14 protein-coding genes are annotated in these 14,275 nt (G+C 68.9%); 1 reads left to right on the top strand and 13 read right to left on the bottom strand.

Annotated features, from left to right (window positions below):
* The first annotated feature begins 137 nt into the window (after positions 1 to 137).
* Positions 138 to 1,508 (top strand): sigma-54-dependent transcriptional regulator, encoded by a 1,371-nt coding sequence (locus ACTAQI_RS11935; RefSeq protein WP_457946090.1) that lies wholly within the window; start codon positions 138 to 140, stop codon positions 1,506 to 1,508.
* On the opposite strand, the gene ACTAQI_RS11930 is transcribed toward ACTAQI_RS11935, so the two are convergent.
* The 13 genes from ACTAQI_RS11930 to ACTAQI_RS11870 all read right to left on the bottom strand — a co-directional run bounded on the left by ACTAQI_RS11930 (position 1,505) and on the right by ACTAQI_RS11870 (position 14,128).
* Positions 1,505 to 2,110, bottom strand: coding sequence for a hypothetical protein (locus ACTAQI_RS11930; RefSeq protein WP_457946089.1), 606 nt, complete (start codon positions 2,108 to 2,110; stop codon positions 1,505 to 1,507). The two genes, ACTAQI_RS11935 and ACTAQI_RS11930, sit on opposite strands and share 4 nt — an antisense overlap.
* Positions 2,101 to 2,892, bottom strand: coding sequence for an amidohydrolase family protein (locus tag ACTAQI_RS11925; RefSeq protein WP_457946088.1), 792 nt, complete (start codon positions 2,890 to 2,892; stop codon positions 2,101 to 2,103). The genes ACTAQI_RS11930 and ACTAQI_RS11925 overlap by 10 nt, the downstream gene beginning before the upstream one ends.
* Positions 2,889 to 3,944: a hypothetical protein gene (locus tag ACTAQI_RS11920; protein ID WP_457946086.1), complete on the bottom strand. Its 1,056-nt coding sequence runs from the start codon at positions 3,942 to 3,944 to the stop codon at positions 2,889 to 2,891. The genes ACTAQI_RS11925 and ACTAQI_RS11920 overlap by 4 nt, the downstream gene beginning before the upstream one ends.
* A 19-nt stretch (positions 3,945 to 3,963) precedes the next feature.
* Positions 3,964 to 5,529 carry a hypothetical protein gene (locus ACTAQI_RS11915; RefSeq protein WP_457946085.1) on the bottom strand — a complete coding sequence of 522 codons (1,566 nt, stop codon included), beginning with the start codon at positions 5,527 to 5,529 and terminating at the stop codon, positions 3,964 to 3,966.
* A gap of 2 nt (positions 5,530 to 5,531) precedes the next feature.
* Entirely contained in the window at positions 5,532 to 6,860 is a 1,329-nt protein-coding gene (locus ACTAQI_RS11910) for a hypothetical protein (protein WP_457946084.1), read from the bottom strand.
* Positions 6,861 to 6,890: 30 nt separating this feature from the next.
* Positions 6,891 to 7,664 carry a hypothetical protein gene (locus tag ACTAQI_RS11905; RefSeq protein ID WP_457946082.1) on the bottom strand — a complete coding sequence of 258 codons (774 nt, stop codon included), beginning with the start codon at positions 7,662 to 7,664 and terminating at the stop codon, positions 6,891 to 6,893.
* Positions 7,665 to 7,701: 37 nt separating this feature from the next.
* On the bottom strand, positions 7,702 to 8,430 hold the full coding sequence (locus tag ACTAQI_RS11900; RefSeq protein ID WP_457946081.1) for a hypothetical protein: 729 nt from the start codon (positions 8,428 to 8,430) through the stop codon (positions 7,702 to 7,704).
* 222 nt (positions 8,431 to 8,652) lie between these two features.
* On the bottom strand, positions 8,653 to 9,936 hold the full coding sequence (locus ACTAQI_RS11895; protein WP_457946080.1) for an RNA polymerase factor sigma-54: 1,284 nt from the start codon (positions 9,934 to 9,936) through the stop codon (positions 8,653 to 8,655).
* Positions 9,937 to 9,975: 39 nt separating this feature from the next.
* Positions 9,976 to 10,797 carry an alpha/beta fold hydrolase gene (locus ACTAQI_RS11890; RefSeq protein WP_457946078.1) on the bottom strand — a complete coding sequence of 274 codons (822 nt, stop codon included), beginning with the start codon at positions 10,795 to 10,797 and terminating at the stop codon, positions 9,976 to 9,978.
* A gap of 109 nt (positions 10,798 to 10,906) precedes the next feature.
* Entirely contained in the window at positions 10,907 to 11,914 is a 1,008-nt protein-coding gene (locus ACTAQI_RS11885) for a sensor histidine kinase (protein ID WP_457946076.1), read from the bottom strand.
* Positions 11,911 to 12,582: a response regulator transcription factor gene (locus ACTAQI_RS11880; protein ID WP_457946075.1), complete on the bottom strand. Its 672-nt coding sequence runs from the start codon at positions 12,580 to 12,582 to the stop codon at positions 11,911 to 11,913. The genes ACTAQI_RS11885 and ACTAQI_RS11880 overlap by 4 nt, the downstream gene beginning before the upstream one ends.
* Positions 12,583 to 12,587: 5 nt before the next feature.
* Positions 12,588 to 13,358, bottom strand: a complete 771-nt coding sequence (locus tag ACTAQI_RS11875; RefSeq protein ID WP_457946073.1) for a DedA family protein — start codon at positions 13,356 to 13,358, stop codon at positions 12,588 to 12,590.
* A gap of 11 nt (positions 13,359 to 13,369) precedes the next feature.
* Positions 13,370 to 14,128, bottom strand: coding sequence for a phosphatase PAP2 family protein (locus ACTAQI_RS11870; RefSeq protein ID WP_457946071.1), 759 nt, complete (start codon positions 14,126 to 14,128; stop codon positions 13,370 to 13,372).
* Positions 14,129 to 14,275: the final 147 nt, after the last annotated feature.

Raw genomic sequence — 14,275 nt, 5'->3', positions numbered from 1 at the left:
CTGAAAGATTGGCGCAAGATCAGCAGGCACAACGGCGGTAAAGGGGCAGTGAAGGACCCAGTAACGGGGCAGTAACGCCGGCCATGGTCAGCTTCCTAGCGCGGCGCAACGCCGGCAGCGGAACTGCGAGGGGCTCTATGCCGTGGGTGATGGACCTCAGTGGCCGGCAGGCCTGGGCCAGTGAGGCCATCGCCGCCCTTGGCGCCGGGGGCATCCGCCTGCAGCCGGTGGACGCTCCCGAAAGCGGTGCCACCGCAGGAGTCATCTTCGCCCAGACGCATTCCCAGGACCTGATGTCGGCGTTGGGCCTGGCGGAGTACGGCCGGTGCAGGGTCATGGTGATCGGGCCGCCAGACGGAAAGCTGAAACCGTGGCCCGTGCTTGAGGCCGGTGCCGCGGAATGCATGGCGTGGCATGGGCAGGTGGAGCCTGTGGCGGCCTGGCTGCAGCGGATCGAGGACGTGGAGGCGGTCATCGATTCGGTTCCGGTCCGGGACAGGTTGGCGGGGCAAAGCCCGGCGCTCCGGTCCGCGCTCCGGGACTTGGTGGTGGCCGCAAAGTTCGGCCACGCGCCCATCCTGATCCAGGGGGAAACGGGGACGGGCAAGGAGCTGGCGGCACGGGTGGCCCACGCGGTCAGCAGCCAGCGCGGCAACCTGGTGGTGGTGGACTGCACCACCATTGTCCCCACACTGATGGGCAGCGAACTGTTCGGCCATGAGCGGGGTGCGTTCACCGGCGCGGTGAGCGTGCGGACCGGCGCGTGCTCCGGCGCCGACCAGGGCTCCCTTTTCCTCGACGAGGTGGGCGAGCTCCCCCTGGAACTCCAGCCGGAACTGCTCCGCGTGGTGCAGGAGGGCACCTACAAGCGGGTGGGCGGCGACAGATGGCTGCACAGCAAGTTCCGGCTGATCTGTGCCACCAACCGCGACCTGGCCCGCGAAGTTGCCGGCGGCGGCTTCCGCACGGACCTGTACCACCGCATCGCGGCCTCAGTGGTGACCATGCCGCCCCTGCGGGACCGGCTGGAGGACATCCTGGGCCTCTTCGCCAGGTTTTGCCGCGAAGCGACAGGTGCGCGCACCGATCCTGAGGTAGATCCGGCCGTCCAGGACGTCCTGCTCCGCCGCAGTTACCCGGGAAACCTGCGCGATCTGCGGCAGTTGGCCTTCCGCATCGCGGCGCGGCATGTGGGGCCCGGGGCCATCACCCCGGGCGACCTTCCCCGCGAGGACAGGCCGTCAGGGCTTCCGTCGGGGCAACAGGGGCAGGACACGTACGACGACGGCCCGGCCGGCGCCGTCGATCCGCTCGCCATGGCGGTGGCCTGGGCAGTGGACGCGGGCCTGGGCCTGCGGGATATCAAGGAACGCGCCGCGGAGGCGGCAGTGGCGGTGGCGGTGGAGCGGAGCGGCGGCAACGTCCATTCAGCCGCCACCATGCTGGGGCTCACGGACCGTGCGGTCCAGCAGCGGCAGGCCCGCAGGACGGACACCGGCGGCAGCTAAACCCCGTGACCCAATTCGTCCGCCACCTCGCGCCAGTAACCGTCCTCGGTCTCCTCGGCGAGTTCCCGGAACAGGTCGCCAAGCTCCCGCCAGAGGACGTCCGGACCCTTCCTTCGCGTGCGCTGGGAATTCTGCTCCGCCCGGCTGAAGGTGCCGGCGAATCGCTGTCTCACCAACGGTTCCACGGCCAGCCCGAACAGGTCCGGTTTGCTGGGGTGGGGGAACGGCATGGTTTTGGGCAGTTCAACCATCGGGAGCTCCCTGCGCGAAATCAGCAGGCTTGCCAGGCTTGGCAGCGGGCCCTTCTTCAGCAGCTGATCGCGTTTGAGTTCGTGGGCGAACACCCGCACGTGGGATGGCGGGCCTTTGGCCGCCCAGGGGGAATAGGTGATCAGCCACACCGATCTGCGGTCGGGTTCGCGGCCGGCCATCCACGCAGGCCGTTTTGGGCCGCCGGTAGCCCCCGATGTTCCCTGGGCCGCGCCGCTTTGCTGCACGTAGCGCCGCAGCTGGTACAAACCCTTCCTGATGGCGGCATCGGTATGCGGTTTGATCTCCGCGAGTCCCGGTCCGCTCAGGAGCCCTGATCCTGTCATGGCCATGCTTCCGTCCTCCTGTCATTTCCCGCATTGGTGGAACAGCGCCCGGCGGCTCTCCGCGCCGGTCCCGTCAGCCGGAGGACGTTGCCGCCCAGGATGAGGGCGCGGTCAACCGGGGGGAGGGTCAGCGCGAATATCTTGGCGAGTTCGGGTGCCGGGTGCAGGTATGGCCCGTCGCTGCCGAAGAGCACCTTCCGCGATCCCGCCCGGGCAACCGCCTCCTCCAGCAGGTCGAAGTAGCGCACCCCGGCCGTGTCCGCGAAGATGTTGGGCACCCGGACCAGCGCGCCGATAAGACGGCTCTGGGCCCGCCAGTCGTCTGCGAATGACGACAGGTGCGGCACGATCCATGCCACGTCCGGGTGGCGCCCCGCCAAGGAAACAACCCGCTGCACGTCCCCGCCGGGGTCAAAAAGCACCGGCATCCGGTGGCGTTCCGCGGCCAGCGCCACCTCGTCCGTTGCGGGCCCGTCGGACCAGTGCACCTTGATCCCGCAGGCCCCGCGCGAGTGCGCGGCAGCCACCACAGCGTCCACCCGGCCACGGTCCGCCACGGGATTGACGAACACATACCAAAGCCACCTGCCGGGCTCCTTTCCGGCCAGCATGGACACGGCCCGGTTGGCTGCCGCATAGGTGCCCACCGGCGCCGCCATCAGCACAGCCCCCGAAATCCCGACGGCGGCGGCGCGCTTCCGCCACAACGCAAAGGAAGCCGCGGGGTCGGCAGGGCCCAACGGGACGCCGGCGGTCCCGAGATGCACGTGTGAGTCCACGATCATCATGCCGCCCGCCTGTCCTGTGTCACCGTGGCAAGCCCCCGGACCAGCCGGTCCAGGTCGGCCTGGGTGTGGTCGGCCCGCACCACGGCGGACAACAAGGCGCCTGGCCGGCAGCGGGGCAGCTGGACCAGCACCTGCAGACCCTGCGCCGCGAGCGCGGCATGCCATCGCCGGGCCAGCGGCAGGGAACCCACCCTGGTTCCCACAATGGGGAAGGGAAGCCCCATCGGCGGCAAGCCCAGATCGCGGAACGCCTTCCGCAGCCATAGGGTCAGCCGCCACAGGCGCTGGCGCAGCCGGGGGAGGCGGCTGCAGCGGAGGGCGCCGATCCCGGCGGCAAGGTCCGCCGCGGACGGCGGGCTGCTGTGCATCCGGTTCCCGCCGCGCCGGGCCACCACGCCGATCGTGGCGCTGTCCCCGGTGATCACCGTGACCGGCGTGCCGTAGGCCTTGGCCAGCGAACCAAGCCACAGCAGCCGGTCATGGGCCAATCCCAGCCACCGTGCGGTGCCGGTCCCGTCCCCGAAACCGCGCTCCCCGGATGTCCGGCCCAGGACGCCGAACGCCAGGGAGTCGTCAACGATCACCTGGCCGCCCGTCTTTGTGGCCAGAGCCTGCAGCCTGGCCAGGGGTGCGGGCAGCCCGCATCCCTGGCACCAGCCGTCCGTCACCAGCCACGTCCTGCCGGAAGGTACGACGGCGGGAGGCCGGAAGTGCGGGTACGTCGCCACCCGCACACCCCGGGAAACCGAGGCCCTGCAGGCCCAGTGGGAAAGCGGGTAGGCGCCCTCGTCCACCAGGAGCACGTCCCCGGGACGGGGGAGTGACTGCAGCACATCCATCATCCCGTGCAGCGCCGACCTCGCCACCAGCCCGCCGTCGGCCTGCTGTTGAGCGGCAACCGCGGGAGCCAGCTCCGCGGCGGCCGGCAGCTCCCGCAGCACGGCGGGCACTCCGGTGGTGAACTCCGCCCACGGAGCCAGCGCGGCGCTGGGGTGGTGCTGGCCCAGGAACAGTGCGGAGGTGAAGTCCGTCCCGCCCGGTGACCTAGCCATCTCCTGACCCGGCCATCTCCTAGTACCGCACGAGCTTCCGGGCCAGCCGGCGCTGCAGCAGCGCGGACGGCATGGTGGTGTCCACGCGCTCGCTGAGGTCCACCCCGGTGACGGCCCGGTAGGCGTGGATGTAGCGCTGCACGGACGGCTTCCATTTGAGCGCCCAGTTCTTGGCGTCATCACTGGTCATGCCGGACTCGTTCCACCGGCCATGCCGGACGGACAGCAGCAACTGCTCGCCATGGACGGCCAGATCATAGAAGTGGGTCACGCTGGCATCGGCCCATTCCTGCATCAGTTTCATGGTGTCCACCCGGCCCATCCATTCCTCCTGGTAGGGGACCATGGTGCGGCCGCCAAGGAATTCCCGCATTTCCGGCTGTGCCAGCATCCACTGCACGTCCAGGGTTTCGATCCGGGCCGTCAGCGATACGTCGGCGAACTGGTTGTTCGCCCCGGCGGCCAGGACCAGGTGCAGTTCCTGCAGGTTGCTCAGGAGCGGGAACGCGTCCGCATCAACGGTCTTGTCGCTGAACTCCTTGTAGTAGCGGTGGCAGGCATTGAGCAGGCTGTGGAACGCGTCGAGGAACTGGGTCCTCCGCTCCACCAGCAGCTCCGCCGGGGGAATGGCGCGGCCGATCAGCTGCAGGCCGTACTGGTACTCGTACTCGGCGGCACGGCGCCGCAGCGAGAGCCGGTCCTTTTCGGCTTCGGCAAGCCCCCACAGCAGACCGCGCAGCGGCAGCAGCGGACTGACAGCGAGCCGCGAGAGCGGGTCCCCGCCGGTCTCAGCACGCCGGTTCTGGAAGCGGGCCAGGATCCGGTTCAAGGACTGGAACAGCATGCCCTCCTCCAACCAGTACACGTAGATCAGTTCCACGAACGGCACCAGGTCCAGGGGGTACTGGCCGTTCGGGATGCCGTCCGGGAAGGGCCGCGCCAGGTCATTGTCCTGGTCACTAACGTAGGACAGGGGAATGGCCTGGCCGCTGTGGTTCGCCGGTCCCCAGCCGGCACCCTTCTTGCGGAGGGGATCGAACGTGTTGCCCAGTGCCCCCTTCGAGATGAATTCAACGGACAGCGCGTGCAGGTTCTGGTACGTGAGGCCGCCGAAGGGCGGGAGGGAGCCGAACGACTTTGCCCTGGTCTTCGCAAAGGCAGCGAAGTTCGAGTAGGTCAGGTTCCCGGTGACTCCGGAAATGAAATCCCACAGCTGGGCGTGTCCGCTGTGGGGTGCCGCGTTGGGCTCCAGGGCCACCTTGACCACGGGCTCGGAGTCCGGTGCCTGGACGTCAATCCGGTCGATGATGGTCCAGTTCCCTACAATGCCGCGCATGTTCGGTCGGAACCGCACCCGGTATTCCAGGGCATCCGGAAGCCGAACCTTCAGTTCCAGGGCTTTGCCCCGGCTCATGGTCTTGGTGAAAATGCCGCCCTTGTTCCCGCCGATGGGCACGCTCCTGCCCCGTTCGTCCAGGACCTGGAAGTTGTAGTCGCCCAGGGGGTCCGAGCTCTCCAGCTGGAAACGGATTCCCACATCCTGTCCGGCATACACCGGTGCAACCGGCCGTCGATTGAAATCCATGGCTATCTCCTTGTTGTTAGTGCTGGTGTGGTGAGGTGTTGTGCTGCGATGCCGCCCAGGGCCGCGGGGGTGCCCATGTCGTCCAGGCTGCTGCGCACTGCCCAGGCGGTGAGCAGCGAGGACAGGAGTTCGCTTTCTTCCTCGGCGGTGATGCGGCCGGCGGCCTTGGCCTGGCCTAGGACGGCGAACACCAGCGCCGGCCGTTGCCGGGCCATGACCCCAAAGTCGTCGCCCCAGAGCTGGTGGAGGCGAAGCAAACGTTCGGGCCGCCTCTCGCGGGTAGGCCAGAGGGTGCCCAGTTTCCTGCCCCCCGCCAGCGCTACCGGGTGGTTCATGAGCAGGGAGACCAGATCCCCAATGTGGGACTCGCACTTCCTGATCCACGCGAGGTGCTCGTCGGGCAGCCCGGCGGGCGGGTACATGGCCCGCCATACGGAGGCCAGCCCGCGCCATTGGGGATGCGGGTACAGGGCGTCACCCAGCGCCGCGGAGATCAGCACCCGGAGGTAGGGCATCGGATGCGGATCGGTGCCGCCGGGCCGGAAGACGAAGTAGCGGGGAAGACTGACCACCGCCAGCAGGCCCACCGTAGAGGTGATGCCCACCGTGGCGACGGACCACATGTCCGCCACGATCTCGCTGATCCACAGGGACCACACGTCCCAGCCGCCGTCCGGGTCCTGCCGCGCACGGCGGTCAAGCTCGGCGCGGAGGGACGCCACCAGGTCCAGCTGGGCCGCTCCCTGGTGGCCCACCTCGTGGGCCAGGGAGGAAGCGATCCCGCTGCCCACCATCCGCTCGCGTGGCAGCCGGATGATGCCCACCGGGTTCGGTTTGCCGCCGGGCAGGCGGGTCTTGGCCCGCCGGATGGCAGCACCCGCACCCCGGGCGAGGTACACCACCAACCTGGCGTCGCCGTCGTCGTCATGCCCTTCCAGCCTCAGGGCGTCCTGGGCGAGGATGTCCAGCCCGGACAGCCATACTCCGGTGGAGTGTTCGCTGCGTTGGGTGACCACCTCGGTGAACAGGTCGAACTGGGCCAGGACCACGTTGAACTGGAGGCGGATGAGGACAAAACGGCGCTGCTGTTCGGCAGGGGTGGCAGCCTTCCCCTCCCCATGCAGCCAGTCGAGGAACCCGGCCGCCTGGATCCGGAGTTCGTGGCGCCCGGCGTGGAGGAACCGTTCGATCAGCAGCTGGGCGTCCCGGGGCAGTGCGGCGGCGAGGACCATGGTTTCCTGCATGACGAACGGCTTGATCTGGTCCAGCCGGGACACCAGGCCGCTCGCCTCGCTCTCGATGAGCGCGGTGTTGATGCTGTTCGTTTCCATCCGGATCGCCTGCCGTCCGCCGCGGGCAGGTTATATCCCCAGGAGGATGACGCGCCCGTCGCGGCGGATCCAGCGGCCTTCATCGGCGCCGCCGTTCGAATCGCCGTTGGAGTTGGAGCTGCCGTCTTGCTGGCCGTCCCAGCCTTCGTCCGGCGCACCCCACACGGCGCCGGAGTACTGGGTGTTGTAGATCCGGGTGCCGGTGCCGCGGTTGCCGTGGGTCCTCCGGCGGGCAGCCTGGCGTGCGCGGAGCAGGGACGGGGCGTACCGGCGGGCGGCGGCGGTGGCCGCGGCGCGTGCGGCCGCGTTGGGCGGGACGGACACGGGGGTCCGTGCGGCGTTGCGGTAGGCGGCCCGGGCGAAGCGGACGTAGCGGCGGGCGGCCTCTTCCTCGGCCTCCGATTCGTCCATGGCCTCGGCTTCCTCAGCCTCGAGCAGGCCGCCGGCCATGGAGCCAAGCTTGCTTCCGATGGCCGTTCCGACGCCGGGGGCAACGAACGAGCCGATGGCACCACCCACAATGGGCAGCGCCCTCTTGGCCACCGATTTGAGCGCACCGCCCAGGGCCTTGCCGATGGGCGACTTGATGAACTTGGAGGCGTTCCTGACCACGCTGCGGGCCAGGCTGCCCAGGAACTGGTCCAGTTCCTCCTCGGAATTGATGCTGAGGAGTTCCATCGCCAGCTCGGATTCGAGGTTGTCCTCCTGGTCGGAGCCGCCCTCGTAGCCGCTGAAGTTCCCTTCGTCTTCGTCTTCCTGCGCCCATGGCATGGCGGACTCGGTCTCGTAGTAGTTGGTGCTCATGGCAATGTCCTTCGGGTTTGGGTGGTGCCGGGTGGGGTTAGCGTGCGTTGAGGATCACGATGTTGCGGCCGCGGCGGATCCAGCGGCCGCTGGCGGGCCGGCCGGGGTGGCCTGGTTGGCCGGATTGGCCGGATTGGCCGGGGCGGCTGAGCAGGCCTGGCAGGTGTTGCCGGGCGGCGGCGGTGGCTGCCTGCTGTGCTGCCTGGGCCGCGGGCACGCTCCTGGGCGTGGCTGCGGCGCGCTGGGCCGTGGACGTGGCGAAGCGGACAAAGGCGCGGGCGGTTTCAAGGTCCCGGTCTTCCGGGGAGAGGCCTTCAAGCTGGAGGCCGGACTCGAATTTGGTGCCGAGCCATTTGCCCACCTGGCGTCTGGCCTGTCCGCCTGCCCCGGGAACGAAGTAGTTTCCCACCGCCTGGCCGAGTTGCGGGAGGGCTTTCCTGGCGGCGGATTTGAGGACTTTACCCACTGCCTGTCCTGCCGCGCTCCCGGCGAAATCCCGTGCTGCCGAGACTGCCTTCCGCGCCAGGTCGCCCAGGAACTGGTCCAGCTCGTCCTCGTCCGTGACTTCCAGCAATTCGGCGGCGAGGGCAAGCTCGTCGGTTTCCTGGCCGTCAGCCTCGCCCCAGAGCTCCCCGGCCTCGCTGGCGTCCTCGCCCTGGAAGGGTGACTGTTCGTCCTCGTAGGAGTAGCCGGACCCTTCATCCATCACCTCGCCCCAGGTGCCCTCGTCCTGGCCCTCGAACAGTGCCCTATCGATGTCGTGCATGAGTATTTCCTTTCCGGAGTTTGCAGGTGCCCTGGGAGGCACCACCGCGGAACACCGCATACCCTCTTACTGCACAATTCGTGCCAACCCGGCCGGGCCGGACGCGCGGCGGCATGGCGGGTTTTCAGCAGGGGCCTCTCAGGACCGAAGAGCAGCGAAGGGCCGAACGGGATTTCGCCGGTGCGAAGAAGGATTCGCAGGGCGTCCTGCCGGTGACCCCGCCTACGCGTCCGGTTGGAGCGCGTGCCGGTATTTGTTCACCGTCCGGCGGGCGATAACAAAGCCGTTGCGGGCCAGCTCTTCGCGGAGCTTTTCATCCGAGGCAGTACCGGCCGCCGCCATGGACTCCTGCAGTGCGGCCCGTGCGGCCAGGCCCTTGCCGAAAAGGCAGGCAAGGTCGGTGATGGATCCGGAGGGCAAACGGAGCCGTTTGCTGCTCACCGCCCTGCTCACGGTGGACGGGTGCAAGCCGACTTCATTGGCGACAGCGGTGCGCGTCAAGGGGCGGTGGTGTCCGGCGCCGTGGTCCAGGAAGTCCCTTTGATGCGTCACGGCGCACTCGGTGATGCGGAGGAGGGCGCCGGCGCGCCGGTCGATCTGGTACAGCAGCCGCCGGGCAGCGAGCTCGTGCTCCGTCAGCCATTGCTTCGCCCCGGATGCCGCGGGGAGGCCGGCGGAGAGGTCCGCCACCTGGAGGCCAAACCAGCCGCTCGCAGGCACTTCCACTTCCAGGGACCCGTCCGGCCGGTGGTAAAGGAACACGTCCGCCGTTGGAACGCCGGCATCTGCGGCACGGGTTTCCACTGCCACGAACGGCCGCAGCCGGTCCTTCACCAGGGCAAGTCCAGCCCGGACCTGGTCTTCGGAAAGCCCCATGTCAAGGACGACGACGGCGGTGCTTCCCGCGGCGAGGTCCTCCAGGTGCCGGCGGACCAGGCGGGGGAGCCAGTCGGGTGCCTGGCCGGCCTCCACCAGCGCCTCGGCCTGGACGGCGAGCAGTTCCACGACGCTGGTGGAGGCAATGCCCGGTGGGCCGACGGCCCGGATGGCCCGGAGGGCCTCGTGCACCTGTTCGGGGCGCAGGCCATGCATTTGGGCGATCTCCGCCGGGCCGCAGTCCAGGAGGCCGCGGGAGGTCAGGTGCGCCAGCACGAGTTCCAGCGCGTGCCGGCAGTCCGGCCGGACCTCCACGCCCGCGTCGGCTTCCAGCAAGGCGAACGGGTTGACGGCGGGCTCGAGGCCGTCGTGAAACTGCGGGGCGCCCTGCCGGCCTCTGCAGCGGTAGCAGGTTCCGGACGCCACATGACGGCCGCAGCCGGGGCAGGGGTGGCCTTCGGCGCGCTCCAGGACGGGGTTCTCGGCGAGGGCGCGTTCGGTGGCGGCGGCCACTTCCGCATGGGTCATGGCCAGCATGCCCAGTGCCTTCAGCAGCCCCGGCAGCGCGCGCAGCTCGGGTTGCAGGCCGGCCTGCAGCTGCAGCGCCTGGCCCGACCCTTCAGTGGCCATGACTCAGGCTAGCGCCCGTGGCATCCCGCGACGACGGCGTTACGTCCCGGTGGTGAAAAAGTCCCTGAGCTGGGTGGCTATGGCGGCGGCGGAAACCTGGTGGGTTTGGCCGTCGAGGACGCGGTGTTCGCTGCCGGCTATGGCTCCGGCAATGGCCTTTTGTCCCTGGGCCATGGGGGCGCCGGCTTTTCCGCCCACCATGACCAGGGTGGGCACCGTAATCGTGCGGAGCCGTTCCAGCGGGGCCACGAAGTTGTTGGTCACCCGGGTCTCGTAGGGAAGGGTGTTGGCAGCCGCGATTTGCTTCTTCCACACGCCGGGCATGAGGCGCAGCAGGTAGGGCAGGAAGGCCGGTGCCCCCACCATTTTGACCAGGAAGTAGGACACTGCGCTGCCGCGCTTGCCTTCCTTCAGCAGGGTTTCCAGGTGCTCGCGGTGGCTCCCCGGAGTCCCGTCCGCGCCCTGGACGCCGGTGTAGGGCGCCTCGTAGGTGGCAAGCCGCCGCATCGGGACTCCCGCTGCGGCAGCCTCCAGGGCCAGCGCGGCGCCGGAGGAGATCCCGTAAACGTAGGGGCTGCTGCCCGCCTCATTCAGCACTGCCTGGAGATCCTCGATTTCCCGTTCGGTGGCGTAGGGCATGGTCTCGCCGCTGTCACCGCGTCCACGGCGGTCGTAGAAATAGACCGTGAACGCATCTTTCAGTTCATTCGCCAGGGCACGTGAGGGTCCGAAGTTCCGGCCGCAGAAGGCGCCGTCCACCAGGACCAGGCTGGGTCCGGTACCCATCCGCTCCACACTGAGTGCGGTGCCGTCGGGCGAAAGCACAGTGGAGACGGTGCCTGTTTCCTGCGTTTTGGTCATCGCGGTGCTCCATTCAGTGGTGGGTCGAGTCTCAGTGGCGGGTCGGGTCGGTGGAAGGAGTCTGCTTTCCCGCTAAACAGTAGGCCGTCAGGGCTCCCACCAACAGGGTTCAGCCGCGGGCGAGGGGAGAGGCCAGGGGAAGCGCCAGCCGCATGGTGGTCCCCTCGGGACCCGTGCGGGCCACTGACACGGTGCCGCCAGCCGCCGTCGCGATGTCCCGGACCAGCGCCAGGCCAATGCCGAAGCTCCGGTGGCCGTCGTCCCTGTCCAGCCCCGGGGCACGGACAAAGCGGTCAAAGATCCGGTCCGGGTCCACGCCGGTGATGCCGGACCCGGTATCCGCCACCAGGATCACTGCCTGGGAACCCTCAACACCGGCGCTGATGTCAATGCGCCCGTCGGAAGGCGTATGGGCCAGGGCGTTGTCCGCCAGCGCCAGCACCGCGCGCCGCAGCGCACTGGGGTCAACACGGACAAAGGCCCGGCCACCGCCGGAGAACACCAACCGGACGCCCCGTTTCCGGGCAAGGTCCTGCAGGCTCCCGCTGACGGAGTCCGCCACCGGAACCACATCCACGGGCTCCACGTCCGGCACGGGCGCGGAGGCGGTGGCTGCAAGGAGCAGTTCGTTGACAATTCCCGTCAGGGTGGCGGTGTCCTCCCGGATCCTGGCCAGGGCCTGTGCCGGTTCGGACCCCGGCTCCGCTTTGCGCTGGGCCAGTTGGATGCGGGTATCCAGGATGGCCAGGGGAGTGCGAAGCTCGTGGCCGGCATCCTGGACAAAGCGGCGCTGCCGGGCCAGGGCGTCTCCCAGCGGCCGGATGGCGCTGCGCGCGCTGACCCACCCCACCACGCCAGCCAGCACAACGCCTGCCAGGCCGGCGAGGATCATCCCCTCAATCAGGTCCCTCGAATCGAGGTAGGTGTAGGCCGTCCCCGCCGCCGGAGAATCCGGCAGCGAGGGATGCGCCAGCTTGTTCATCAGGAACACCGTGGCGGCGGCGAGCAGGAGCAGCACCAGCACGGCCACCCCGGCGCTGATCCGCAGGGCCACCTTGAGCGACGCGCGGCGGAGGGTGTCCCGGTCCGGGTCCCCAGAAGTAGAAGAAGCGGTCATGATGCATCGCCGATCTGGTAGCCCACGCCGTGGACCGTGCGGATCACGGTCCGGGAAATCTTCCGGCGGAGGTGGTGGACGTAGGTGTCGATGACGCCTGGCTGGTCCGTGGACTGGAAGTGGGCGGCGAGCAGTTCGTCGCGGGTGAACACCCTGCCCGGTTCGGCCGCGAGTGCGGCCAGGAGTTCAGCTTCCTTCGCGGTCAGCGTCACCCGGTCGCCATACAGAGAGCGGATAGAGCGCGACGCCGGGTCGAGCTCCCAGGTGCCAACGCTCACCGGGCCTGCGGGCGTACTGAAGGTCCGGGTCAGCGCGCGCAGGCGCGCAGCCAGCTCGCCGGCGTCGAACGGTTTTGCCATGTAGTCATTGGCGCCGGCGTCCAGTCCGCGGACCTTCTCGGCCGTTTCACCCAGCGCTGTGAGGATCAGGATGGGAGTGGCGATGCCCTTGGACCGCAGGGCTGCGATGACGCTGATCCCGTCCATGATGGGGAGTCCGCGGTCAATGACCATCACGTCCCAGGGCTGCGTCAGCCCCAGGTGCAGGGCCTCCTGCCCGTTGACCGCCAGCCGGACCCGGTAATCCGGCTCCAGCAGTTCGGCGATCAGCGGACCCAGGGCGGGATCGTCCTCGGCGAGCAGCAGGGAGAGCCGGTGGGCGGTTGTCATGCCGCCTATTCTGTCGTGCTGCCGTCCCGGCGGGAGGTGCCGGTTGCCGTGTCGAGCTCGGGGTGGGTGCCGGCAGTAAAGTCCGTGCCGTCGTCGTCAACGGTCTGTTCCCCGGCCGCCCGCCTGTTCCGGCGGCGGTGCTTGAGGTACTCGATGGCCCACGGCACCACGGATACCAGGACCATGAGCACGGCGATGACGTCGATGTTCTTGGCGATGATCTCGTAGTGTCCCAGCCAGGTGCCCAGCAGGATCACCGATGTGGCCCACGCCAAAGCGCCCACGATGTTCCACAGCGTGAAGGCTTTATGTCCGTAGCGCGCGGTTCCGGCGGTCAGTGGCGCGAAGGTCCTGATGATGGGCACAAAGCGGGCCAGGACCACGGCTGCGCCGCCGTGCCGGTGGAAGAAGTTCTCGGTGGCGGTGAGGTGGGCTGTCTTGAGGATCTTGGCGTCGTCCTTGAACCACCGCCGGCCGAACTTGCGGCCCAGGAGGAAGCCCACCTGGTCGCCGGCCACCGCTGCTGCCGTGACCACACCTATCAGCACGGGCAGCGCCAGGTTCAGCTGCTGGTGCAGGAGTCCGGCGGTGAACAGCAGCGAGTCCCCGGGCAGGAACGGGAACAGGACCCCTGATTCGATGAAGACCATCGCGGCGATGACGCCCAGCGCTGCCGGCCCCAGTCCGCCCAGCAGGCTGGCGGGGTCGAGCAGGGAGGGCGTTCCGCTGGTGCCGGCCAGGCCGGAGATCACGGCGGGGACGATGATGCTGTGCACGGCGGGGTTCCTTAGCGTCGGCTTGCAGGGGCGGAAAGCGCTGCGGGCAGGCGGTCCAGAAGCCGGGGGCCAAAGCGGTTCCAGAGTCCGGCGAGCAGGACCACCGCGGCGCTCGCCGCCAGGAAGGAGGCAATCACATCGGTGGGGTAGTGCACCCCTACATATACCCGTGACCAGGCAACAATCACGGGCAGGGCTGCACCTGCTGCGGCCACCGGCCGGGACCAGCGGGTGCCGCGGAACAGGAAGTACACGGCGAAGGCCAGGGCCACCGCAAAGGACACGTGGCCGCTGGGGAAGCTGTTGCATCCGGTTTCCGGGGCCAGCGGATCGAAGAGCAAGCCCGGGTTGGGCCGCTGCCTGGCGATGATGAGCTTGAAGACCTCGCTGGCCACCCAGCCCGAGCACGCGGTGAGCCCGAAGGCAATGGCCCGGGGCAGGTCGCGGCGCACCAGCCACAGGGCAAGGGCCACGGCCACGATGATGCACAGGCCCGCCACGGGAGCGAAGAGGACGTTGATCACCATGGCCACGGCGGTCAGCGCGGCCACGTGGTGCTGGCTTAGGTCCTGGTCCACGTGCAGCTCGGCCGGGGTTTCGCCGGGCACCAACTGCACCGTAAGGCCCAGGCCGACGACGGCGGCGCACAGCAGGGCGCCCACCAGCAGCCAGTGGCGGGGCTGGGGGAGTGCGGGGAACGTTGCGCCGGCAGCGGCGCGGGTGCGCGGCGCCGCGGCTGCGGTCTCTTGGCGGGATGGGGGCTGGTTCACGAAAATCCTCCGGGGCGGGGCACTGGTCCTGCGGTGGACAGGGTTCTGTCCTGGTCTCTGTTCCGATCCTCTCCCGCAGCGCCTAAGAAACGCTTAAGAAATCCCTTCGGCAGCAGCAGGAGACGGCTACGTTGATGTAGGCCCGTT

It is taken from the genome of Pseudarthrobacter sp. alpha12b (assembly GCF_054130495.1).
Note: the sequence above shows the minus strand (reverse complement) of the source record. Positions and strands in the feature narration are given on the sequence as shown.